The 24,916-nt window shown below is 31.5% G+C and carries 28 protein-coding genes and 1 pseudogene; 5 read left to right on the forward strand and 24 right to left on the reverse strand.

From position 1 onward, the window contains the following. Positions 1–56 precede the first annotated feature (56 nt). The 12 genes and pseudogenes from J5Y03_RS16030 to J5Y03_RS16080 all read right to left on the reverse strand — a co-directional run bounded on the left by J5Y03_RS16030 (position 57) and on the right by J5Y03_RS16080 (position 9,737). Positions 57–428: a nucleotide excision repair endonuclease gene (locus tag J5Y03_RS16030; protein ID WP_209407009.1), complete on the reverse strand. Its 372-nt coding sequence runs from the start codon at positions 426–428 to the stop codon at positions 57–59. Positions 429–554: 126 nt separating this feature from the next. Further along, positions 555–812, reverse strand: a complete 258-nt coding sequence (locus tag J5Y03_RS20215; protein WP_407648454.1) for a CFI-box-CTERM domain-containing protein — start codon at positions 810–812, stop codon at positions 555–557. Positions 813–1,093: 281 nt separating this feature from the next. After that, positions 1,094–1,192, reverse strand: a pseudogene (locus tag J5Y03_RS20220) (hypothetical protein); the annotation flags it as partial. Positions 1,193–1,377: 185 nt separating this feature from the next. After that, a complete protein-coding gene (locus J5Y03_RS16040) occupies positions 1,378–2,037 on the reverse strand; it encodes an HAD family hydrolase (RefSeq protein WP_209407010.1) in 660 nt (219 codons plus the stop codon). Between the two features lie 62 nt (positions 2,038–2,099). Then, positions 2,100–2,669, reverse strand: a complete 570-nt coding sequence (locus J5Y03_RS16045; RefSeq protein WP_209407011.1) for a histidine phosphatase family protein — start codon at positions 2,667–2,669, stop codon at positions 2,100–2,102. Positions 2,670–2,860: 191 nt separating this feature from the next. After that, positions 2,861–3,721, reverse strand: coding sequence for a TIGR03943 family putative permease subunit (locus tag J5Y03_RS16050; RefSeq protein WP_209407012.1), 861 nt, complete (start codon positions 3,719–3,721; stop codon positions 2,861–2,863). Positions 3,722–3,730: 9 nt separating this feature from the next. Further along, positions 3,731–4,780, reverse strand: coding sequence for a permease (locus J5Y03_RS16055; protein WP_209407013.1), 1,050 nt, complete (start codon positions 4,778–4,780; stop codon positions 3,731–3,733). 603 nt (positions 4,781–5,383) lie between these two features. After that, on the reverse strand, positions 5,384–5,707 hold the full coding sequence (locus J5Y03_RS16060) for a DUF2653 family protein (protein WP_209407014.1): 324 nt from the start codon (positions 5,705–5,707) through the stop codon (positions 5,384–5,386). Between the two features lie 2 nt (positions 5,708–5,709). Beyond that, on the reverse strand, positions 5,710–6,375 hold the full coding sequence (locus J5Y03_RS16065; protein ID WP_209407015.1) for a hypothetical protein: 666 nt from the start codon (positions 6,373–6,375) through the stop codon (positions 5,710–5,712). Between the two features lie 445 nt (positions 6,376–6,820). Next, positions 6,821–8,095 carry a VTT domain-containing protein gene (locus tag J5Y03_RS16070; protein WP_209407016.1) on the reverse strand — a complete coding sequence of 425 codons (1,275 nt, stop codon included), beginning with the start codon at positions 8,093–8,095 and terminating at the stop codon, positions 6,821–6,823. Positions 8,096–8,517: 422 nt separating this feature from the next. Next, on the reverse strand, positions 8,518–8,982 hold the full coding sequence (locus J5Y03_RS16075; protein WP_209407017.1) for a MarR family winged helix-turn-helix transcriptional regulator: 465 nt from the start codon (positions 8,980–8,982) through the stop codon (positions 8,518–8,520). A gap of 197 nt (positions 8,983–9,179) precedes the next feature. Further along, positions 9,180–9,737, reverse strand: coding sequence for a GNAT family N-acetyltransferase (locus J5Y03_RS16080; protein ID WP_209407018.1), 558 nt, complete (start codon positions 9,735–9,737; stop codon positions 9,180–9,182). 164 nt (positions 9,738–9,901) lie between these two features. Between J5Y03_RS16080 and J5Y03_RS16085 the strand changes: the two genes are divergently transcribed. The 4 genes from J5Y03_RS16085 (at position 9,902) to J5Y03_RS16100 (ending at position 11,431) form a co-directional block, all read left to right on the forward strand. After that, the gene (locus J5Y03_RS16085; RefSeq protein ID WP_209407019.1) at positions 9,902–10,093 is read left to right on the forward strand and encodes a hypothetical protein; all 192 of its coding nucleotides are present in this window, start codon (positions 9,902–9,904) and stop codon (positions 10,091–10,093) included. A gap of 56 nt (positions 10,094–10,149) precedes the next feature. Next, complete coding sequence (locus J5Y03_RS16090; RefSeq protein WP_209407020.1) at positions 10,150–10,404, forward strand: hypothetical protein; 255 nt, start codon at positions 10,150–10,152, stop codon at positions 10,402–10,404. Between the two features lie 186 nt (positions 10,405–10,590). Beyond that, entirely contained in the window at positions 10,591–11,109 is a 519-nt protein-coding gene (locus J5Y03_RS16095) for a hypothetical protein (RefSeq protein ID WP_209407021.1), read from the forward strand. 94 nt (positions 11,110–11,203) lie between these two features. After that, positions 11,204–11,431 carry a hypothetical protein gene (locus tag J5Y03_RS16100; protein ID WP_209407022.1) on the forward strand — a complete coding sequence of 76 codons (228 nt, stop codon included), beginning with the start codon at positions 11,204–11,206 and terminating at the stop codon, positions 11,429–11,431. A gap of 204 nt (positions 11,432–11,635) precedes the next feature. Here the strand turns inward: J5Y03_RS16100 and J5Y03_RS16105 are convergent, their stop codons facing one another. Continuing rightward, positions 11,636–12,070 carry a DUF5412 family protein gene (locus tag J5Y03_RS16105; protein ID WP_209407023.1) on the reverse strand — a complete coding sequence of 145 codons (435 nt, stop codon included), beginning with the start codon at positions 12,068–12,070 and terminating at the stop codon, positions 11,636–11,638. A 237-nt stretch (positions 12,071–12,307) separates the two neighbouring features. Between J5Y03_RS16105 and modA the strand changes: the two genes are divergently transcribed. Next, complete coding sequence (gene modA / locus J5Y03_RS16110) at positions 12,308–13,090, forward strand: molybdate ABC transporter substrate-binding protein (protein WP_209407024.1); 783 nt, start codon at positions 12,308–12,310, stop codon at positions 13,088–13,090. A 452-nt stretch (positions 13,091–13,542) separates the two neighbouring features. On the opposite strand, the gene J5Y03_RS16115 is transcribed toward modA, so the two are convergent. From J5Y03_RS16115 to J5Y03_RS16165, 11 genes are all read right to left on the reverse strand, one after another. Beyond that, the gene (locus J5Y03_RS16115; RefSeq protein WP_322099596.1) at positions 13,543–14,031 is read right to left on the reverse strand and encodes a (2Fe-2S)-binding protein; all 489 of its coding nucleotides are present in this window, start codon (positions 14,029–14,031) and stop codon (positions 13,543–13,545) included. Then, positions 14,021–14,866 carry an FAD binding domain-containing protein gene (locus tag J5Y03_RS16120; protein WP_209407025.1) on the reverse strand — a complete coding sequence of 282 codons (846 nt, stop codon included), beginning with the start codon at positions 14,864–14,866 and terminating at the stop codon, positions 14,021–14,023. Before J5Y03_RS16120 ends, J5Y03_RS16115 begins: the two co-directional genes overlap by 11 nt. After that, positions 14,863–17,184, reverse strand: coding sequence for a xanthine dehydrogenase family protein molybdopterin-binding subunit (locus J5Y03_RS16125; RefSeq protein ID WP_209407026.1), 2,322 nt, complete (start codon positions 17,182–17,184; stop codon positions 14,863–14,865). The genes J5Y03_RS16120 and J5Y03_RS16125 overlap by 4 nt, the downstream gene beginning before the upstream one ends. 1 nt (position 17,185) lies before the next feature. After that, positions 17,186–17,815 (reverse strand): NTP transferase domain-containing protein, encoded by a 630-nt coding sequence (locus J5Y03_RS16130; RefSeq protein WP_209407027.1) that lies wholly within the window; start codon positions 17,813–17,815, stop codon positions 17,186–17,188. Further along, positions 17,812–18,849 carry an XdhC family protein gene (locus tag J5Y03_RS16135; protein WP_209407028.1) on the reverse strand — a complete coding sequence of 346 codons (1,038 nt, stop codon included), beginning with the start codon at positions 18,847–18,849 and terminating at the stop codon, positions 17,812–17,814. Before J5Y03_RS16135 ends, J5Y03_RS16130 begins: the two co-directional genes overlap by 4 nt. Before the next feature lie 628 nt (positions 18,850–19,477). Next, positions 19,478–20,611 carry an MGDG synthase family glycosyltransferase gene (locus J5Y03_RS16140; protein WP_209407029.1) on the reverse strand — a complete coding sequence of 378 codons (1,134 nt, stop codon included), beginning with the start codon at positions 20,609–20,611 and terminating at the stop codon, positions 19,478–19,480. A 294-nt stretch (positions 20,612–20,905) separates the two neighbouring features. Continuing rightward, the gene (locus tag J5Y03_RS16145) at positions 20,906–21,505 is read right to left on the reverse strand and encodes a DedA family protein (protein ID WP_209407030.1); all 600 of its coding nucleotides are present in this window, start codon (positions 21,503–21,505) and stop codon (positions 20,906–20,908) included. A gap of 17 nt (positions 21,506–21,522) precedes the next feature. Continuing rightward, positions 21,523–22,113 carry a polysaccharide deacetylase family protein gene (locus J5Y03_RS16150; protein WP_245208926.1) on the reverse strand — a complete coding sequence of 197 codons (591 nt, stop codon included), beginning with the start codon at positions 22,111–22,113 and terminating at the stop codon, positions 21,523–21,525. A gap of 532 nt (positions 22,114–22,645) precedes the next feature. Continuing rightward, entirely contained in the window at positions 22,646–22,978 is a 333-nt protein-coding gene (locus J5Y03_RS16155) for a hypothetical protein (RefSeq protein ID WP_209407032.1), read from the reverse strand. A 97-nt stretch (positions 22,979–23,075) separates the two neighbouring features. Beyond that, positions 23,076–23,357, reverse strand: coding sequence for a hypothetical protein (locus tag J5Y03_RS16160; protein WP_209407033.1), 282 nt, complete (start codon positions 23,355–23,357; stop codon positions 23,076–23,078). Between the two features lie 189 nt (positions 23,358–23,546). After that, a complete protein-coding gene (locus tag J5Y03_RS16165) occupies positions 23,547–24,791 on the reverse strand; it encodes an aminopeptidase P family protein (RefSeq protein WP_209407034.1) in 1,245 nt (414 codons plus the stop codon). Positions 24,792–24,916 lie beyond the last annotated feature (125 nt).

Consider the following 24,916-nt stretch of genomic DNA (forward strand, 5'->3'; position numbering starts at 1 on the left):
TTATTTTAACCCCATCCTAAAAGTTAGGATGGGGTTATGTGTATTTGAGGTATTAATCAAAAAAATACTTTTTCTATGTTATATTTTGATTTACCAATGTTGATTATGTATGTTTCATAAAGTTCCCTATCTAAAGCTTCCGGTACATAAACTATAGAAATTTTATAAACTTCATCTCTATGATTTCTTATTGGAGAATTATCACTATAAAAATGCTCTCTAACACGACTTCTTAAACTAATCGTTTGACCACAATATAATAATTCATCATTAATATTAAAAAACATGTAAATACCAGCAATACCTCGTGGAATTTTTTCATATTCTGTAAATCCATATTTGCTACTCATAGGGGTTTTGTTTTTTGCTCCAAGAATACTCTGTTTTGTAATTTCTACGTTTGGAATTGGAATTTTAATTGTAATCATAGATATATCAACTCACCTACATTATAAAAATAAGTATTTAAATAGTTTTTATTTCCTTAAGAATACGATATTTTGAATCGACTAATTACATAGAAAAGTTTTTCTATACTAATTAAACACGACTCCTTATAGTTGATTAATAAAATGGTCTAAAACCTTTTTTGTGAATGTATTTACTGGTTTAATATGTTTGAAAAGCCATATAAGTTTTGGAGAAATAAGATAGTACATATAAATGAATAAACGACCTAAAAATTTTTTCCGAAGTACACTATCACGATATTCCCTTAATTTAACTACTTGCCATGCATCTACATCTCCATAAACTGTAGTCGCTATATAACAGGCTTTTTTCGTTGTACGATAATAAACACGATTATACATGGCTTTTTTTGGATTGGTTATCCCCCATATCCTTTGGGAACTCTGGTTTTGACTCTTACAGCTCGTTTCCAAGAAGTTTGAGCAGATATTCGTTTTTTTATGGAAGGTTTTCGATATCCATATTTCATAGCATCCCTTCCCCCTTTCATTTCAATACTAACTTGAAAATTATTCTTAGAATAACCAAAAAAGGACGTCTCTTTTTTTCAGATTTAATTTTCCGAACTCTTTAATTCCTTTCACTTTAATATCATTCCTCTGCTTATTTCAGTTAAGAAATTCTAAGAATTGTTTTTTAGCATCATTTGATTTAGTAACATAATATAAATGCTTCCATAAATGACTTGCCTTCTGTATTTTGAGGCAAACACAATGTGATACTTACAATTCTAAGTTATAGGTGTTAAACTATTTACTGTCTTTTGACAAAAAAAATCCTCCGTATGCTGATACTTTGGTTGGCGAACCAAAAATATTTTAGCACCTCTGGGAAATTTTTTTATACCAGGCTGTAAGCTCTTTGGAACTCTTGTCCTAGCCTAGGGTTTTCATTAATACAACAAAGTCAACGTTTGTATTGTACACAAAAATCCCTTAATTCATCAAAATTATGAATTACAATATCAGCTTCCTTTAACTCTTCTTCTTTTGCAAAATCAAAGTGACATCCAATTGCAGTTAATCCGTTTGTTTTAGCAGCCATGATATCAGATAGACGATCACCAACTACAGCACCGATTTTAATTCCGTTTTTTTCGATGATCATTTTAACCAAATCTGATTTATCAAGTGAATTAATTTGTTGAATGCTAAAAGTTTCACTGATCCATTTTTTCAATCCAAAATATAAAACAATAGCATCCAAATACTTTATTAATCCATTACTAGCAATATACATCGGGATACCAATTTCCTTAAGCGTATCTAGTGTTTTAATAACATTTGGATATAGAGCACCTTTACCTAGTTTAATATTTTCAATTAATCTCTCATGAAACAGTTCGTTTGCATACTCACGTATTTCTATAGTTGTGTCCGGCAATAGTGTTTCCCATACAACTGGTAAAGTGACACCCATTATTTGCTGATATTTCTCAAGAGGAGTACTTCCGTTCCAAATTCCTTTATCCCTTAACTTATCGAATGTATCAATTAGAGATGGTTCCAAAATTGTATTTGTTTGAAATAATGTTCCGTCCATATCAAAAATAATTGCGTTATACATGTTCATCACCTTTATTCTTTAAGGTATTTTTTAAGATTGCGTATTTAAAAGAATCAATGTGATCATTTCCACATTTTTATAACCTCTACTAATTCCTGTCCATTGAATTCCATTCTGTATATATCTGGTTTTGATGTTTCTAATAAAAAATCCAAGTTATATTGAATATCATAATATCCCATCATCAAGGTCATAACCGCTCCATGAGTACCTAAAACTACTTTTTGTCCTCGATAAGTAGTTAAAATTTCTTTCAATACTTTTATAGCTCGATTTTGACAAACTGCATTAGATTCCGCTCCTGTTAAAGTAAAATTTGGATCAGAAAAAGACTTTTCTAACAAAGGGAATAATTCCTTATCTGATAAACGCTTGTCTTCGGTAGAAAAAATTCTCTCTTTAAGATCTTCAAATACTAATACTTTTTTACCTAAACGATTCGCTAAGCCCTGAATAGAAAGTATAGAGCGGGTGTATGGACTCGAAATAATAACCTCAATATTCTCCTCATATAATATTTCAGTTATTCGATTTGCATCCAATTTACCTTTTTCAGTTAATCCTCTTGTTCTTTCATTTTCTTCTGTTATTGGTGATTCACAATGTCTCACAATGTAAATAAAAGTTTTCATGTTATCCTCCATTGTATAAATATAATTTTATTTATAGCTATTTAAAAGTAAAAATTTCCCTCTTTTCATTATAATGGTTAATCATTTCACCCCACACATTTTTATTTACTTATTATATTGAAAGAAATTTTGAAGGTCTTTTCCATAAAAAAACCACCTATTCTTATATAGAAAAGGTGGAAGAACACAACTTATTTGAAATAAACATATGGGTCACTAGGCTTTGGAATCTTTTGTATAGTTTTTATTCTTAAAGCAGGCACAACAGCTCCTTGATAATGAGTCATGTCTAATATACCATCTACTTTTACCCATTCATTATCTTTTAAATTACTAACATTCCCTGTAGATAACAATCCAACAATATTAGCGTCAGCTATACAACAATAAATACCAAATCTTGCTACAACAATCTGATTATGTGGGAATCCATCTGGTCTATAAACAAATCCATCATACTCAATTTCTTTCCTTAAAAACAGATCTAGCCTTTGTGCAATTGTATTCATGGTAAAAGTGAAATAATCATCATTAACTGTGATTTTCTTACTATTTACTAGATTGTTATATATAGTATTATTTTTATTTAGAACATCATACGTTTCTTGGCCAGAATTTGAGAATTGACTTATGTTAGAATTATAAGATTTACTTGTATTTAAATTGGTCATTTTATTACCTAAATCCACACCTCTATTCGCTGCTATTGCACTATCAAGAGTGTTATTTGAAAAGAATATTCCAGTCAATATGGGAATAATGAACAGCGAATAGATAATGATTGACTTTTTACCAGAATTTGAAGTCCCATGATCAATGCCACATTTACAATTACAATCACAATGCTTATCATCATTTGTAGTTTTATTTTTCCAAAATTGACCTATTCCCATTAGTAAGAATGCTACTATCGAGAAATAAGTTAATGGTGCCATCTTTGGAGCAATGAAAAATTTTAAATCTCCTGTAAGAACCAACCTGATTAATAAAATTGTAAATCCTAATAATATTATCCCTCTGATCATAAAATGATTAATATTTCTTTTTTTCATTTCTACATATCACCCTAAAACTATAATTTGGTAAATTTCAATCACACCTAATACTACTAATGCGGTAATAAACATAAAAGTTATGACAAACTTTGGCTTAAAATAGCCAAATAGCATGATCGTATTTTTAAAATCAACCATTGGACCGAATAAAAGAAATGCTAAAATAGAGCCCGTAGAAAAAGTATGAAGAAAAGAGGCTCCTACGAATGCATCCGCTTCCGAACATAAAGATAAGGCATAAGCAAATCCCATCATTACCGGTGGTCCAGACACATTATTTGAACCTAAATCAACTAAATAACTTCTATTAAAAAAGGTCTGAAAAAGACTCGCAATAAATGCTCCAAAAATTAAATATTTACCCATTTGAAAAAACTCATCACTTGCATGATATAGAACTGATTTTAAACTCTTTTTAGGATTGGATGCTCCAACTTTAGTAGTTGATTCAAGATCTTCACGCACCCATTTTAACTGGTCTGTATTTTCAAATAATAAATAGATTAATAGCCCGATAAAAACAATGACAATGAAAGCTAGTCCCATTCTTTCATACGCAATTTGAACATTCATCCGAAATGCTACGTATGTAGATAAGAAAACAATTGGATTTATTATCGGGGCACCTACTAATAAAACTATACCCAAATGCAAAGGCATTCCCTTTTTTATCAACCTTCTCACAACAGGTACAATAGTACATTCACATACAGGAAATAAAACACATAAAAAGGCTGTAGCAATAATTGCTAGGATAGGATTCTTCGGTATAAATTTCTTAAGTTTTTCTTCAGAAACATACATTTGAATAAGAGATGAAACAAAAACACCTAATAAAACAAAAGGAAAAGCCTCAAGTAAAATGCTTATAAAAATGGTGATTAAATTATTTACTGATTTTGGAATATGAGATGAAAAACTTGCAAAAGAACCTTTTGTAAAAAAATCAATGATTAAACTTATAAACGATTTTCCCATAAAAATGATTAAACTTAAAAACAATATTCCGATTAAGTAACCGAATAAGTATATGAAAATATTTTTAGTAGATTTCATAGATTCACCTTATATTTAAATATCATTTAATTGCCAAACAATAGTTTGAATAACTTAGCTGTTGTCGCAGATTTATTTCACTCTATCTCCTCTTTCATTGTAAATGCTGCAAAAATCACTTTAGACTACATTACATATAGTTAAGTATCGGACTGTCCCTTTCACACTTCCTTTCAAAGTATTTTTTATACAACAAACCGTAACAATTACGATTTATAGTATAAAAAAATATTTCTGTAAAAGCTCATAAAAATAAGAATATGGTTATATTAAACCGTAATGATTACGCTTATCTAGACATTTTAAATAAAAATTTATTAAAGATTGTTAATAAAAATACACTTATGGATTGGATAATGACTTTATGATGTCTATTTAATTTAACCAGAGGGTTTTAGATTCTACCTCACTTTACTTTCTCAATTGTTCCGGTTATATTTACCCCTTGGATATTTTTTAAATGTAGTACCATATCACCTTCTGATACTTTGCCAAAAATTTGAGCATCTACTACACATTATGTAATCTCAATTCGCGAAACATATTCTTTACAAAATAAAAACAGATTAAGTGATACACTCAATCTGTTTTACCTGCTTCTCTTTATAAAATTATAGTTTTTTTATCTTCATTTACCCTTACTTCTGCAGAGAATATATTCTTATGGAACTTTAACTCAACAGTCATAACGTCAGGGTTAAAACTGTGAAATTCTTCAAGAAACAACACGATTCCTTCTGAAATATCTTCTGTATCTAAAGTATCTGCATTATAGTGTCCTCTAAATGTAGCATTTGCAGTAAACCCTACTGATTTGTTATAAGATAATTCTTGTAAATTTACATCTTGAGGTTCTACATCATATTTGTTCGCTACAAACACACAAACCCCATCTATAATTTCTTGTTCATTTAATAATAAAATCATGATTAAAACCTCCGTGTATATGTTTTACTAGGTCTTACTGCTTTGATAATCGCAATAACGATAATTAATAAGATGATTAGAACAACAATGTCCATAATCCATGCTATTGGTGAAGGTCCATAAGAAACATATCCTGGTGCACCCATTGGCATGTAGGTATATCCCCAAGGATGCCAAAGACTACTCATAAACATTCCCATGGTAAAACCATGATAGTAACCAAACCACCCTGAAGGTGAATAACCTGCATGATAATAGTGATTTACAACAACTGTTTTACCCCCAACATGAGCTGTTGATGATCGACCCGAGTATGTTCTGCCACTTATATAAGATTTTTTAGAAGTCGCTCCTGAGAAAGAACCTTTAGACTTATAACTAGAACTACTATATTTTTTAGAAGATCCGCCTGAGAAAGAACCTGAAGAACTTCCTGATGACGATTTCTTAGAACTCCCACCGAACCATGAACTTGAACCACTACTTGATCTACTGTTTGAACTAGAACTACTCGACCCACTGAATGAACTAGAACTCTTACTGTAGCTGCTAGACCTACTAGAAGAAGACGAGCGAGAACTCCCACCGCTAAAGCTTCTTGCTTGTGCAATAGAAGGTGTTATTAAACATAAAACCAGTAAAAATGTTAAGACATACTTGAATTTCATTACTGTTCCTCCATCGTTAATTTAATGCTTAAAGTCAGCTAAATAAAATACCAATATATTACAATCTCAATCTACTATATGATAGTAGATAAATAATTCTCCTGTAAACTTTTTTTTGGTCCTTTTTTATATCCTCAATTTAGTTAGTTAATGACTCCTTTTGCTAAAGTCAATATTCCCATCATTAAATTAATTAGGAGGATCTATTTATTATTGTAATGGATGAATCATTTGTTTTTCACCAATTATTCATTACATTTTTTTAATTTCTTGTCCGTTTCAAATCCAGCAACATTTAACCGATCGCTAGTTGTTTTTTTTATAAAGTGTTTAAGATAAAAAAAAGAGCGGTTAAACTTCAACGTAAGTTTAACCGCTCTTTTAAAATTTTTTATTAACCTATGTTTAATTATTAGCATGTGTTTTAATGTAAACAAGTATTTCACTACTTTTCCAATACAAGTCGTAGCAATTCAAACAATAAGAAGTTTAAGATGATCCAGACACCACCATATACATATCCACCTGCAATATCACTCGGAAGAACATTGGTCGTAGCGATATTTGCAATCGTTAAACCAATTAATAATATCAACATACATAATAGTGTGAGAAATGGCGTATCTTTCCTTTTTGAGTGTCTTGCAAGTAAAAATAGGCATGTTCCATAAATAGTGATGATCGTAGTAGCATTTAAATCTGGAAAATTCGTCGAATGAGGTTTCCCTACGAATCCAAATGATCCAATGAAAGAAAAGAATTTCACAATCAAATCTTGAAAAGGTTCCGCTCCTATTAATGGAACTAAAAATAGAAGTAGCTCTACAACTGTAAATTTTTTCTTTCTCCATAAATAAATAATGGTGATCGCAACAATGATCACATATGCATATGGAGATTGGAAAAATAAGAATCCCTTCATCCAATCCATATAAATAACAGAACCAATCAAATATTCAGTAACTGTATTGAACTGAGAAAACTCATTATATAAATAGTCTTGAGCTAGTCCTAACATTAAAATGACCATCCCAATTAATATGATAGTTAGGGAAATAAGAAAAACTTCAGTAGCTCTTATTGTTTTTAGGCGATTAATTAACCAATTTGTAAATCGAATAAAAAATGCCTTAATTTGTTTTTTATATAATCGATACGCAAAAAAGCCTACAATCAATACCGCAATCGCAATAATAAAATAGATCATATATTTATCTGCTAGTTTATGGAAATCTTTCCAGTGAGGACCTAATAATTTTCCTAACGTAATAAAACAAAAACCCCATAAGAAAGAACCAGTATAGGCAAAAATGACAAATTTTTTGAATGGCATTCTGGATATACCAGATATATATCCAGTAAAATGCCTAACACCTGTAATAAAATAAGCAAAGATCAACATCTTACTACCCGATCGTTCAAACCAATCAGCTGTTTTCTTATATCGTTCAGGTCCGAAATGGATGTATTTGCCATATTTTTCGATTAGCTTATATCCCCCTGCTCGGCCAATCCAATAAGTAGTTGAAATACCAATACCTCCTGCAACAAAAACTGTCAGGAGTGCTAAAAAATAATTCATTTTCCCCATATAAACGAAGTATCCTGAAAAACTCATAATTATTTCTGCAGATATAGGGATAGCTAAGAGTTCTAGTAAAACGACTGAAAATAAAATCAAGTAACTATGGTGTTCAAATAAACTCATTAAATGTGACATAAATACCTCCATAATCTATGCACAAAACAATATCAATAGTAAGGGAAAACTTTACCCTTACTACATATTACCACTTTTTCAAAATAATTTTTAATCTTAATAAAATGTTAATCGTATATTCAGAGAACTGAAAGGTTTCTTACTATAACTTAACCAATTTAAAACTTTGCTAAGTTGTATTTGTAATTCTTTTCAAAGCAATTACCTATATTCTTCCCTTCCATATCATTTATACTAATAAAAAAATAAACTCCAATTAACGGAGCTTATCGTTGCTTTCTCGTACTGGTAGGATGAAAAATAGCAACCTATAGAACAGAAAATATTGAAAAGTAAGTACCTTCCAATATAAAAAGCCTAATTTCTTAGCGTTAAATCAGAAAATAGGCTTTTTTTACTTTATAAATCTGTTCGATCTTAAATTATATATTTTTAGCTATTTGTTCTAAAGACACTAGTAAATTATGATGAATACGTTTTAATAACTCAATTTCATCTACTGAAAAATTTTCTAACACAGCTGCTATTGCTCTATATGAAGAAGCATTTTCAATTGATTTTTGTGCAATTTCTTTTCCTTTTAAAGTAATTGTTAAATTTACTTCTCGTCGGTCTTCTGTTGATTGTTTTCTTTCAATTAATCCTAATTCTACCAATCCATCTATACTCATGCTTACTGTACTTTTTGGCATCATTAGTTTTTCTGTAATAGATTTGAAAGTCATTCCTGGTTTAGAGTAAATCAAATTTAATATGCTCATTTGCTGCATTGTTAATCCAAAGCCAGCAGCATTTTGCTGTGTAAACTGAATTAATGCTTTATTAATTGCTAAAAATGATTGAACAACTTCTCCAGCTTGTTTTAAGTCTTGATTTTCATAATTCATAATTAATGTCCCTTCTATATAGTTCATAATTGAACTGTTCAATAACGAACTATTTTCAAGGTAAATTCAAGTTTCAGTTAATATGGATGTAATAAAAAAAGGATTGAGACGCATCCATGCGTTACTCAATCCTTTTATGTGAAATAATGCTTAATTTATGATTAGGCAGACTATTATCTGATAGTGTACTTAAAGCCTTATATCTTAAACTTTATTTCCATTTCACTTATACTTCTTCTCCAAATCATATGATGAAATCCCTGACTCCAATAGTCTTTTATCAAATAATCAGGCTCCCCGAACTTATTCGTCCATATTTTCTGCGCCCTTTTGTAACCACTATCAAGACAAAAATCTTCTATCCCCTTATTCTTTAAAGTAAGATACATCACATTTAATAGCAACGTTCCTATTCCAATGTCTTGAAAGTCAGGATGAACATATACTGTTCCAACTTCAACTACTTCCTTTAATGAATTATTTGTAAGTTCGCTAATTAGATTACTAACAGGACCATATTCAATCGAACCGATCACCTGGTTATTGATCACTGCTAATAAAAAATATCGATTTTCTCCATTACTTTCAATGTCTAAGTTCAGATACTTTTGTTTAATATCAATTTCTTTCTCGATATCATCAAGTAAATGCCCTATTCCTTCTCTAATATATGTATCTGTAATGACAATTCTAAAAAATTGGCTTAAATCCTCAAAATCTGCAATTTTTGGTCTTCTTATCTCTATATTCTGCACTAGAAAAACTCCTCAACATTCAAATTTCAATGAAAACAAGTACTTACTATCAATTCGATGGAGTCGAATACTAATCCTCTAATGTTACAGGATTTTTGTTGAAGTTATCAGTTTTGGTTATTTTTAATCTTTATTCAATTATTATTAAAAAGTGGAGATCCCTGTTGTTTGCCGTGTCGACTTGTCTCTATTTTTCATATAGTACAGTAGCAAAATTTGTGAAGGTGAGTAAAGAACTACCAACTGTAATGATTTCAGACGGTACTGTTGAAATTACTATTGAGCAAATTGTTGGAATTGAAAAAAGTCGGATAATCTGCGAATCTAAAAAATGCTTTTTTACATCCTTTAGATAAAAAACCTTTTCTTTTACCAACATAAAATAGAAATTTATCCAGTGAGGTTGATGTATTTGTCTAAGAAAAATAAAAAGAAAAAGTCAAAAATTAAGGTTACAACTATTAACAAGGAAATCATTTCTAAAACAATAGAATTACCTGAAACGGAATCCACTTTCGGTGGAAGTGCTCTGTTTGAATTTATAAATATCACAAAGCTAGTTGAGTTGAAAGAGAATGGTCAAAAACGAGTATTTTTGGTAGATCAAATACTCCCATTCCAAATTACTGAATTGGAATTGAAATCAAAAAAGTGCGATTCTGAATGATGCAAATTGTTAAAAATAACAAATAAACCCCATTCCATAGTTGAGAAGGGGTTTATTTGTTATTTTTAATTCGATTGACTTTAGTATTTTATAAAATTAGTTAGTTTTCTCATAGAGTTTGTCCATGTCATCCCTATGATAGCAAACATACAATTTAATATATTCTTTTAAAAAGGAGGTGATTTTATGGCGAATTCGGTCTCAGTTTCTGTAATAAATGAAACTATTATCGGTCCAGCGGTAACCTCTTTGCCAGCAGTTGATTCGGACGTATTAGGAGGGTTTCAGGCAACAGGATTTGTTGAGGTTGAGAAAACTCTTTCTTTTATCAATAGTTTAGGATTAAACCGTACACTATTCCTTGAGAAAAAACTTCCCTTCCAAACAACAGTTATTGAGTTACCAAATGGTCCTTTTACAATCTCAATTTCTCTGTCAGGTACGGAAATTGACTGTTTACCATTTACACTTTTCGGTGCATTTCTAGTGAACGGCGTAGGTATACCTGGAATTCAAATCACATTCACGGTAACGGGTCCAGCAACGGTTTCTCCAACTACAGTTACGACAGGGTCTGGTGGTACATTTACTACGACTGTAACACCATTAGTACCAGGACAACTTGTAACTATTACTGCTACTTCAACAGCAGTAGATGGACTTCCTTCTGTATCCCAAAACTTCACTTTTTCATGTTCAGTATAATTCTTCATTTAAATAATAAGTGAACAATCATCTAGAAATTAACTCGTTCCAAAAGGTTCCATTCATTATATCAACTTTTTTAGGGGGTGATTTTATGGCAAGTTCGGTTACAGTTACGGTGGTAAATGAAACTATTATCGGCCCAGCGGTGACCTCTTTACCAGCTATCGGTACTGACGTCATTGGTGGATTTCAAGTGACTGGATTTATTGAAGTTGAGAAGACTATTTCATTCGTAAACAGTTTGGGATTACCCCGTACACTCTTTCTTGAGAAAAAACTTCCTTTCCAAACATTCCTATTAGATATTGACCCAAAATAAGATGAATTTTAAGTCGAAATGCAAAATAAAAGGACGTTCCCAAGGCTTTATAAAATGAGGGTACGCCCTTTTTACTACTGATTTAAATTATTTTAATTTTTGGCAAGTGTAAGACGATAATGTTGATTTATATCAAAAAACAAAGTGACCTGAAAATTGGTTCCAATTATATCATTTTAAAATAAATGCCCCTTTATCTCTTTCCTAGCAAGTTTCATATGCATCTTTCATTTTCCAACTGCTGCAAGCCGCACCGCTATCATCATAAATGTCTTTTCCTATTTCTAACTCTATGCTTCTATTTTCACTTGGCAAGTCAGGCTCTTCATTTTTTATAAATAGCCTATCTTTTCCTTTCCATTCCATAGAAAAGTCACTTTTGGCATCACTATAATAAACCGTCTTAATTTTATTCTTCTCATTATTGTACGTGAGTTCCACCCAAACATTTACTCCACCTGCTGCTCCGCCATAAGTATGATAGTAAGCATTAGCAGTATATTTTCCAGTTGGAGATTTCAGTGGTCCTTTAAAAAATACTCCATCGGTAAATTCAAATGAATAGGTGTATTTTTTGTATGCGAATAATAGAACAATCACAATGAATAAAACTAAAATTATTATATATTTCCTTCTCAAAAACCCCACCCTTTTTACTGAATAATCTATCAATTCACCTTAGATTATATAATGTTATCATAAGTGGAATTGTTAGAAAATAGGCAACTGTCAAAATTAGCAATGGAAAAGTATTCTCCCGACCGTACAACATTTTGTTGAGAATTAAATCGATAATAATAGCTAAGAAAGTATAATGTCATTTCAATCTTTTATTCAGAATATAATTAAATATATAGAATGAAAGGTAGGAAAAACATGAAAAAATCAGCTCTTTTATTAAGTTCGACAATAATCGTTGTGACTGGATGTACAACAGCTGAAACTAGTAAAGATCATGCTAAACAAAAGAAAGTAGAATTGACCATTTCAGCTGCATCAAGTCTTCAAAATGCTTTATTGAATATAAAAACCAATTTTGAAAATAAGTATCCTAATGTAAAAATTAACTTTAATTTTGGTGCATCCGGTGCCTTACAACAACAAATTTCTAATGGCGCACCAGTAGATCTATTCTTTTCAGCTGCTGAAGACAAATTCAATATCCTTATGAAAGATGGCCTACTTGAAAAGAAAAATGAAAAAGATCTTCTCGGAAATGAACTTGTTTTAGTTGTGCCAAAGGATGTGAAAAATGGGATCAATTCATTTGAAGACCTTTCGAAAGCTACGAAAATTTCCATTGGAACTCCTGAAGTGGTACCAGCAGGTAAATACGCGATGGAAACATTACAAAATATAAAGGTTTGGAATTCTATTGAAGGGAAAATGGTTTATGCCAAAGATGTTAGACAAGTACTTACATACGTAGAGACTGGAAATGTTGACGCAGGAATTGTTTACAAAACCGATGCATTAACATCTTCAAAAGTAAAAATTATCGCAACAGCAAATGAAAATTGTCATGACCCAATTATTTATCCTGTAGGTGTTATAAAAAATAGTACTCATTCGAAAGAAGCCCGACTTTTCTATGAGTATCTCCAAAAAGATCGTTCAATGAAAATATTCCAAAATTATGGATTTATCGATCTTCATTAATTTTGATTTTTAAACAGAGCCAAATTAAAAAGGATTGAACATTTAATCAAATAAGTTCAATCCTTTTTGTCTATTTGATTACTTTTTTCTTAACTCCTGAATAAACTTGAGCGTGTCATTATATAAACTTAATTGAAATCGATCAGGCTCTAATTCTTGTGAAATATTGATATCAACAGACAATGCAGTAAGGTCTAAAAAATTAAGGATTGGTTTAAAAATATAGAGGATTTATTCAATTTCTCTTCATTCTTAAGATCTTTTTCATTGAAATTATATTTTATTTCTTTGAATTTTATATACTTATTATGAACTAGATGGAGTGAAGTTATTACTATTTGATCTTAGTTTATCAATTGCAAAAAAGCGTTTCAATAAATGAAAGAAACGCATTAATACATTGGATTATGAAAGTAAGTATTAAACTAGTATTGCAAAATTTTTTATTCCATTTATTCTGTCATGTCTTTCCTATTTTTCATTTCTTCTAGTACTGATAATACTGCTTCTCTAATTTCTTTATATCCAGTACACCTACAAATATTAGATTCTAACCAATCTTTTAAAACTTTTTCATCTGCATTCGGTTCTTTATTAACTAAAGCATGACAGTTCATAAGAAAACCTGATGTACAGTATCCACATTGAAATGCAAATTTCTCAATAAATGCCTTTTGAATGGGTGTATCTTTAAGTCCTTCTATTGTTGTAATTTCTTTTCCTTCCCCTTCAATTGCTAGCATTAAACATGATTTCATAGGGATGCCATCTACCAAAATTGTACATGCACCACAATCGCCATTTAAACACCCTGGCTTTGAACCAGTAAGCCCTAGCCGACCACGTATTATTCCTAATAAGATATCAGCCGCTCTAACCGTTAAGCTTCTTTTATGGTTATTAATGTTAAGGATAATGCTATAAGTTGAATCATCGTCCACCTTGATCACCCTCTAACTCATAAATGATATCAATCATTGTATTTTTTAATACAAATAAGCGGTAATCTGCTGATCCTTCAACATCATCTAGTACCGGACCAGGTATGAATCCTAAAGATTCTTTCACCCTTTCTTCTATAGACAATGATTTATCATTCAGTACTTTCTCCATTTCTAATGATCGAAACGGAAAAGCACAGAGACCACTAATGGCCAACCTAATTTCTTGGTCTTTTTTAATTGCAGCTACTGTCACAAGTGGATAGCCATTATACCACTGTCTTCTTTTCTTAATTGTGACAAATGGAAGTGTTGTATATAATTTTTCTATTAAAATAGCAAAAACGAATTGTCCATCTTGTAATTGTAATTGCTCATTAAATATGTTGTTTATAGGATGATAAATCAATCCTTCTGATCCAGCAATTCCGATATAACTATCAGAAATTAATAATGGTAACACTGCTTCACGGTAAAAAATTTGTGCACATATATTTCCAGCAAGGGTAATTTTATTTCGAGCGGTTCGGTCTGCAATCTCACTAACAGTTTGACCTAAAAGAGGAAATGCATTTGAATCCTCGATAGTTGTTAAAGGAGTACCGCCTCCTATGTAAAGATATTGTTCATGAAAGAACATGGAAGAATAATCAGGAATTCCTTTTAAATCAATGACGGCATTAGTATACAAAACATTTAACCTACCCAGCGTGATTAATTCAGTTCCACCAGACATATAAAAAGGCTTTTTTTCTTGATTTTTAAAAACGTTGTACTGTTCGATTGCCTCTTGAATAGTTTTAGGTTTAATATATTGGAAATTAAAAGGAATCATCTCTGTACTCCTTGTTTTGCCCGCCATAAGAGTTCTGGAATAAGAGGTAATGAATTAAGCTGAACACCAAGTCCCTTTGATAAGCAGTTTCCTAGAGCAGCAGGCATTCCTAATAATCCATGCTCACCAGCAGCTCTAGCCCCATAGGGTGCAGAAACATCAGGTGTTTCTACAAATTCGACGATAAATTCAGGCTCTTCCCCGAAGCGGAGAGGTCGATAAGTTCTTAGTTGTGGATTTAAGATTCTTCCATACTCATCAAACACAAATGTTTCTCGTCCCCCAAATGCAATTCCCATACTCATTGCTCCCATTATCTGGCCTAATGCTCCTTTTTCATTTAATACTCTACCTATATCTGCAACGGTGTAAGCTTTGATGATTCGGTAAGTATAATCTATTAAATCTAATTCCACTTCTATCCCTTGAGCACCAACTGCCCATTCCGGACCTGGATTTCCTTTACCAGTTTCAGGATCTAAATAGGTTACGTTGGTTTGTGTATAATTTCCACTAGCAATAATTTGACCCCAAATTGTTTCTCCATTAGGAAATGTATAACCATAAGCTATATCTTTAATTGCAATGTTAACATTTGGGTTTTCTAGTAAATATACTTTATGATATCCCACCTCAAGTTCCTCAGCCTGAACCCGTAATATAAAGGATGCACGTTCTTTTAATTCTCTTTTTATATTATTAACTGCATTTATGACAGCTCTTCCAGCCATAAACGTTCCACGGCTTCCAACAGTCTTCCAATGCTCCGGAGTAGACTGTGTATTAACTAGCATTTTAACATGAACTTTTTCTATGTCCATTTTCATTTGATCTGCAAAAATTTGAGCTAAGACTGTTTTAGTACCTGTTCCAATTTCTACAACACCTGATAATAGGTTAACACTTCCATCAGTATTAAAGGTTACAATCACACCTGATGTTGCATTCGGATCAAATGTTGAGTTTTTCCATATACAGCTTACCCCTTTTACTCTAACTTTTCGTTCATCTATTTGTATGATCTGTCCTTCATCCCATTTCATTAATGCTTTCAACTTTTCAATACATATAGGAACATTACCAACTGTACTTGAAGTCAGAACAACTTGGGTCGGTGTTGTATCACCTGGAAGGATTGCATTTTTATAACGAAGTTCGAGCGGATCCATATATAACTTTTCAGCAAGTACATCCATCGTTCGCTCAAATGCAAATAAAACTTCTGAATGACTGTATCCTCTATAAGCACCAGCAAATGGTTTATTTGTGTACATACAATAAGAATTACACCATATATGTTCGATACGGTACGGTCCTGTACAATCCACAGCACCTGCTCGACTAATATCTATTGACTTATCTGAATAGGCTCCACCATCAAATAAAAATTGTATTTCAGCAGCTTTTAAGACACCATCCTTTGTGGCGCCAAGCTTGACAGTAGCATCTAAACCAATATGAACAGAAGAGGTTACCATATCTTCTTCCCGCGTATTAAATAGTTTAACCCGTTCACCACCAACTGCCTTTGATGCTAAGTATGCGATTATCTCTAATTGGACGGTAGCCTTTCCGCCATATCCCCCTCCTACAAGTGGGGTATTGACGATGACTTTACCAGGCTCAATTCCAAAATACCATTTCATTAAATTTTTTATTGCAAAAGGTGCTTGTGAGGAAGTTGTAAAAATAATTGTTCCGTCTGGACGAATTTCAGCGATCGAACAGCGAGTTTCCATTGCTGCGTGGTCCGAGGGATTAAATGCTATTGTAAATTCAGCAACTACATCACTCTCGGCGAAACCTTTTTGAATATTTCCTTTTCTAATTTTATTTAAATGTGCAATATTTGTATTGGGTACTGGAAATACGTGTTCCGGTTTTTCATAGCTTGCTAAATTCTCATGAACGAGAGTGGAATTGTTTTGAAATGCTTCCCTGGGAGAGAGTACAACTGGAAGAAGTTCATATGTAACTTTAATAGCATCTATCGCTTTTTTTGCATTAAGTAGAGTATCCGCAACTACAACTGCTACAGGCTCACCAAAATATCTAACTCTTTTATAAGCAATTGGTGAACGGTCCTTAATTTCCTCACCAACTAATGGAAAGGGTTCATCACCTAATATCGCTCTTACCCCTGAAATCTTCCATGCTTCAGAAAAATCTATCGAAACGATATTGGCATGTGCATAAGGACTGATCAACATTTTAGCTTGTAGCGTCCCTGCTTCGATAAAATCATGAGTATATTTTGCTTTGCCGGTCACTTTATCATATGATTCCTTTCGAATAACACTCTTTCCGATATAATCCAACTCACTCACCTCTTTCGTGTTCGTGGTTTTGTAGTATTTCATAATCCTCGACAGTATCTATATCGAAAAAAAGCATTTCATCTTGAAAAGCAATCATTTTACCACTGTTGAAAAGTTTCTCACGAATTACCGTACGTAATCCTTGATCACCATTTAATTGAAGTAAATAAGGAAAACAAATCTTGGAAAATAAAATTGGAGGCATTGGAAGAATGTCATTTGCGGCAGCAAAAAAGAAATAGTTTGGCTCATTTTGATAAGAATTTAGTAAGGTATTTATAACTTCTGTTGTTACAAAGGGCTGATCTGCTAGGAGAATAATGACAGCATCGGCTCCGATCTCAATTGCTTTTTTCACGCCTGATTTTAGTGAGTGGCCCTGGCCCTTACTAGCTTCTGCACATTCAATTTGACTCCATTTACATGAATAAGGAGCCGAAAATACAAACGAAGGAAGCCATTCAAGTGAATCGCTTATTCTAGTAACAACAACAAGATGGTCAATTTTAGATAAAAGCGCATTTTTAAAAACAATACTACCTAGAGGTTGTTCATTTAATAATAAAAAACGCTTATCATTACCCATTCGTTTACTTTCCCCAGCTGCAAGATAAATCCCAATTGATCTCATTGACTATATTTTTTATGGTTTCTCATTTTATCAATCATCTCTCCTACAATACTAATTGCAATTTCCTCTGCACCTTTTGCCCCAATTGCAAGCCCAATAGGAGAATGAATTGTTTCCGGTAACTCACAACCTCTAAGTAGTCGCTCCGTGCGCTTTCTAGGTCCTAAAATACCTAAATAATATAAATTATGTTCTAGTAAATAAGATAAAAAATACTGATCTTTTTGAAATTGATGTGTCATAATCACAACAAAATCTCTAGGGGTAAAGGATAGTCTTTTGATAACTTCTTCAGGTTTACCTATAATAAACTCATCTGCATTTGGGAAATATACTTCATTACAAATGGCAGTACGCCAATCGATTATACTAATATGAAACCCAACTCGAGCAGCCAATGATACTAGAGGTCTAGCATCCTCTCCACCACCAATGAGATAAAGTCGAGGTTTAGGGATAATTTGATTAATAAATAATAAATCATAACTTCCTCCTAATGTTTTAAGTCCACGTTCCATATCATAAGGATTTTTCTTTTTTAAAAGACTTTCCATGAAAATGTGATCAACATCACCATAACCAAATGATGATCCATCTTCTACAACATATAAATCTGCCTTCATCTCTAAGGACTCTGTAAATTGGATGATTCTAGTAACAGTTTTTTGGGAATCTAGGCATTCCTTTAATGTAAACAATTTTTTTAATAAAACTTCTTTAACAGGCTCTAATAATATTGTTATAACACCATTACAGCCAGCTCCTTGGCCCCAAGATAAATCATCTTCACTACTTAGATCATATCGAACGGTACTCGGTTCTTCCGATAACCAAACCTGCTTAGCCCTTATTTCAAGATCTTCTTCTAAACAACCAACTGAAAGCATTCCAACTCTACATTGGTTTTCTATGAGCAGCATAGTAGATCCTTCCTTCTTATAAGAGGATCCTTCTACCTTAATAATTGTCGCTAGAACCATGGGATGATTATTTGAACATGAAATCATATCTAGAATTTGATATATATCCTCCACTTGTGTCCCCCACTTTTCATGAAAAAACAACATTTCTATAAGAATATTCTCTCTTTGAGACAATTATTTATTTTTTCTATTTCACGAACGAAATTCTTTTTAAGGCAGTTCTCGTAAACATTGTTGCTATTTTAGAATGTGTTTTGTTGATTACAACTCCAGGATTCTCCTTTCCGTAGGGAGAGAGCTGAGATTCCTCGGTAAGCCTGCGGGGTCTCAGACTTTTCTCTATTCCCACAGGAGTCTCGCTTCTTCCGCCCGAATCAACTTCTATCTTTAAATTTGGCTCTAAATAAATTGCTGATTTTTTGATTTTTAAAAGGCTGTCTAATTTTTGACAGCCTTTTTGCTATCTTATTTACCTATTATGGAAGAACGATTTAACCTTCCATTCACTGTGGTGAACGTGCGTTAGTCCAATAAAGTGGCATTTTTAAGTGAAGCATTTATTTTTGAAAAAAATAGTGAGGAAAATCTATTTTTTTATTTACGGAAGTATAGTAGAACTATAAATAAAATTGTGGAATTTTGATAAAAAAATATTTTTAAAGCAAAAACAAGAGTAATACTACAAGTAAAAGTAGTATTACTCTTGTTTTGAGAACGATTAAAAATTTTACGACTTAAGTTATGCTCGACTGCTTAAATTTAGCTTGTAGCTTAGCAACGACATAATAACTTCGACCATTTTCTCAGGATTTTGTAATTCAAGTCCTTTTTTATAAGAGATCAGAGACTTTTTCCATCGATCGATTTGCACTTTATCGTTTAAAACACTAATTAATTGTTGTTCAATAGATTTTTTAATATCAAGATTGAAAATAAGCCCTTTGTTTTTTAAATATTTAAGGTTAATTTCTTCTTGGCCTGGAAGCGCTGAATGAACAAAAATAGGAAGACTTTTGTGTAGTGCTTCACTTATTGTTACTCCACCTGGCTTTGTAATAATTGCGTCCACCTCTTCATAGATCGCATTCATTTCAGACCTTGATGATAAATAAGGGATTGGTGTAACATGATCAACATTCCAAGAAATGATTTCATTATAAAGTTTTTTATTCTTCCCACAAAGTACTAAGAAATCCAGATGAGTTGATTTCTTTAGCTCGTCCGATAATTTTTGAATTCTGCCTAAACCACTGTTTCCACCGGATACTAATATTTTTGGTCGAACACAATTTTTTCGTATTCTTGAGTTATCTGTAATCTCACCATGAACTGGTATACCTGTCACAAACATATTCTGTTTCGAAATTTTACTTTTACCAATTAATGATTCTTTTACTTCTTGGCTAGGTAGAAAATGAAGATCAATTCCATCTAATCCCCACACATTATTAATGAAATAGTCTGTGTAAACATTAATTACAGGTATATTACATTTCCCTTTTCTCTTTAATTGGCTAAGAATATTTGATGGGAAACCATGAGTACAGATAATTAAATCTGGCTTTTCGATCGCAAGTAATTGTTCCATTTTCTTCTGGAATATTCGTTGATACCATTTAAATGCATTTTCCTTTGAAGAATCATAAAAAAAGTTTTTATAAACAAAATTATATGTTTCTGGAGCAAAACGGATCCAATTTAAATAGCTGCTTGTAATCATTTTCTCTAACGATACATTTGTATAACTTAATAAATCAATTTTTTTCAATTCAATATCATTCGTTTGTTTATTTAACATGTCAATTAAAGTATCTGCAACTTGATGATGTCCAGACTGCATTCGAAAAAGAGGGAAAAACAGAATTTTGTTCATATATATCAGCTCCTTTTCAATCATAACTATTATTTATTATCTTGAGGGCGTTCCTCTCTTACAACAATGTATCACTTTTTTTCATGAATAGAGTCTTTTTAAATGATTTTTAATAAAAATTTTAGGGTTTATTTAGGTTCGGAACAAGAATTAGAAAATTTATGGATTTTAATGATTAAATTGAATAGAAATAAGGATGATTTATAGTGTTCTTAGATTTTTTATAAGGAATGTCGTGGACTTTCTTCTAAAATATATCACTGAACCATAAAAAAATAAACCCGAAAAGACGTTTTATTGTCTAATTCGGGTTGAATTCTTTTTGAGATAATTTATTAGAACACTTATCAAAAATATAAATAGAAATAATACTCCTAAATAAGGTACATATTTTGGATTTATATTAAAAACCTTTCCAGAATAATAACCTCCTAATATAAATGGAACGGTCCATATAATTGCTCCAATTAAAGATAATATAACAAATTTCAAAAAAGGGATTTTCGTGATTCCAGCAAAATAAGGATTGATTTGCCTTATACCTGGCATATAAAATCCTAAAATAATTGATTTATGAACATTGTTTGAATATCGATCTTTTACTTTCTCCAAACGTTGATTCGTTATGCCTATATATTTTCCGTACTTACTGATAAATGAGTTTCCAAGAATCTTTCCAAAAGCATATGCAGTCAGCATACCAATAAAAGCTCCAAGTATAGAAAATATAAGAGTCAGTATTAACGAAAGCTGGTTATGTAAAATTAAAATACCCAAGAAAAATAAAAGTGATTCTTCAGGAGCGGGAATTCCCACTATCCCAAAAAATAAAAAAATAAAAATAATAATATATCCATATACGTTTATGTAATGTGATATCGTTTCTACATTCATAATGACCTCGTAATTAATTATATATCTTTTAAAGTAATAAAAGTGGTTCCTTGTTTTTTGCATTCATCAAGAAATATTTCCAAGTTCTTTATCATATATTCAGGAGCATTTTCATCAGCACCCATTGTTTCACCACAGTCGTGGAGCAATAAGATTGAACCTGGCGTCGTTGCTGTACGTAATTGATCGAGTAATGTATGTTTACAGTTTTCAACTTTCCAATCCCCGAATATATGCGACCACATAATAATATTAAAACGTTTACTTAGCATTGGGGTGAAAATATTAAAATGTCCCCAAGGAGGACGATAGAAAGATACTCTTTCATTCGTACAATCAATTATAACCTTTTCGGTCATTTTTAGTTGCTTTCTTAAATGAAAAGGTGAGAGAATCCAACTTGAAATGTGGTTAAAATGATGGATACCAATAGTATGTCCATCTTGATGCATTCTTTTTATAATTTCAGGATTTTGAACAACTTTTCTTCCTACTACAAAAAAAGTAGCCTGAATTCCATATTGTTTTAATAGATCAAGAAGTTCTAAAGTGTATTTAGGGTTGGGACCATCATCAAAAGTTAATGCGATTCCATTTTTCCTCTTCATTTTTTTAGTAATCCCAATTCCTCCAATACGAATTAGCAGAGTTGGGATGATTGAATAAAGAAGAAATAGCAATAACAAACAAAAAAATAAAATAAAAATGAACTTTATCACGTAACTTTTATTTCCTTTCACTTCTCCGAATAAATTTTTCTCTAATATCATTTGTAATAATTATTAACATTAAACTTAAACAGAGGCCAAATTCTCGTACTATTTTCCCATTCTTTATAAAAACGATGGTCAGTACTGTATTTTATTGTACTATTTAGTAGTATTATAATCATCTTTTTTTAACTAAAATTCATCAGCAAAAAACTTAACTCGTAAGTATACTGAAATAATCAAATATATTATCAATGTTTACTCTAACTAAAAAAGCGAATTCTTCCTTTGTCATAGGAGAAACCGCTCTTTGTTTATTAAATATAAGGCTATGTTAAATCTCAATGTTGTTTTTACCCCAAAAGAAAACCGTCCTTTGAAAAGACGATTAATTTAACTATCGTTTCCCGTAAGCTTAGTTTAAATTGGTCTAAGTACCCGCAGTTTTCTTCATCTGTACCGCAGAAACGAGATAAACAATAAGAACTGCACCAAAGAGGTTCCAAATACTCGGTATTGACACAACAGATAGATAAAGACCATAAGGCAACGACCAGACAAACACAATACACATTAAGATTCGATTTTTCAAAAACGAAGCTACAATGCCTACAAAAGCTGGAAGAATCAACATTGTATAAAAGACTTTAATCGTTCCACTATTCGGTGGTGTACTTGAATAAGGATTCCAATACAGAAAAACAGAACATAAAATAATGCATCCGACGGAAGCGACTAATCCAATAATAGAATTTTTCATCAATGACCTCCCTACTTAATAATAACATTGCATTTCAAGCATTAGTTACATAATCCTCCTAAAAAACTTCTCCTCGCTTGTAAACACAACACTAATTGCATTAACTGCGCGTTAGTTCAGCAAGAAGTTGAATAATAGAACATCTAATTCCTCTATCTGAACCAATTATGATAGCAATTCCAAGGAAAACTATTCCATTAATCTTACTTGACTTCTTTTTACTTACCACATATTCTAGTCCCCCAAAAAAGAAAGTACTCATTAATAGGAGCTGAGAAATTAATGTAATATGATGAGTCTGGTCATTCCAACTGTATAAATTATATATGAATAATGTAACAGCACTTATGATCGACATTATTTTAAATATATTAGAGACCAATTAGACACTCTCCTTTTATCATTCTATTTTTAAAATATCTATTTACGCGATTCTTCTTTATTATATAAATTCATTTTTACTATGATGTCATAAACTACTCCATGTTGATCTGTTAGTCATACAAAAGGAAAGCTATATAATCTAATTACAAAAACCCTCCCCCTATGGCTCTAGGAAGAGGGTAATTTATTAATTATTCATATACGCTTCAATTTCTTCTACTGTACGGATAATATCACTTGAAAGAACTTCATGGCCTTCTTCTGTTACTAAAACATCATCTTCAATTCGAATGCCAATGCCTTCTTCTTCAATATATAACCCTGGTTCAACTGTTATTACCATTCCTGGTTTTAAGATTAAGTTCTTATAATTTCCAACATCATGAGTATCTAAACCAAGAAAGTGGCTTACACTGTGATAGTAGTATTGACTAATTTCACTTTTTTCTTTAATCAATCCAACTTTCATGCATTCTTCAGCTAGTATATTCTTAGTATGTTCATTTAGTTTAGAAAAAGGAATGCCTGGTTTGATTAGCTGTGTTGTCTCTTTTAATGCTCTTAAAACAATGTTGTAATACGTTTTTTGTTTTTCTGAAAATTTACCGTTTATAGGGAATGTAAAACTTATATCAGCATTATAATTTTCAAATTGTGCGCCTAAATCAAGAAGCACAAGGCTACCATCTTCAATCGTTGCATCATTATTTTCATAATGAAGAACTGTACCATTTTTTCCACTTGCAACAATCGTATTAAATGCATGATCTTTTGCACCTTCAGACTTTAATGTAAAATCAAAATATGCTTCAAGCTGGTATTCTTTCATGTCTGCTTTAGCATTTTTTAATAGATTCATTATTCCTTTATGAGTAATTTCAATTGCTTTTTGCATTTTTTCAATTTCTTCAGGCTTTTTATAAACTCGTAACTCACAAATTGCAGGATAAGCATTTTTTAATTGTAAATGTGGGTAATTCGCTTTAATATTACCAACAAATTGTTGTGCTTTAGTAGTTACCGTTTCAAGTTCTCTTCGCTCAAGATCTAAATATAAAGTAGAAGTCTCGACTGAGAAAAGAATTCTTGATAATAATGATTCAAACTGATCAATAAACTGAATGTTATTAACTCCAGACACTTCTTCAGCCTCTTCTTTAGAAATAGATTTCCCTATCCATTTTTCTAAAATTGGATCCGATTTTTCGATAAATAGATATTCTTCTAAATTATCTCCATTTTTATATGCAAGAAAAATAATATTTGGCTCTTCAATACCTGTTAAATAATAAAAATTACGATTTGGAACAAACTTGTATGTATAATCAGCTGATTTTTGTGGCGCTTTACCTGCAAACATAACAAATAGTGACTGATCATCTAATTTTCCATATAAATTATTTCGATTTTGTACAAAAAAATTCTTATTCATTTCATTACCTCTTTCCTAATAGATTATGAGTTTGTTAAGATACACTACATTTTTAAAACACTGATAGATAATGTATCTTTTTAAAGAAATTACAAAGTATTAACTTAAAACTGATATGGTAGTTA

This window comes from Gottfriedia endophytica (assembly GCF_017814275.1).
Lineage (GTDB): Bacteria > Bacillota > Bacilli > Bacillales > Bacillaceae_G > Gottfriedia > Gottfriedia endophytica.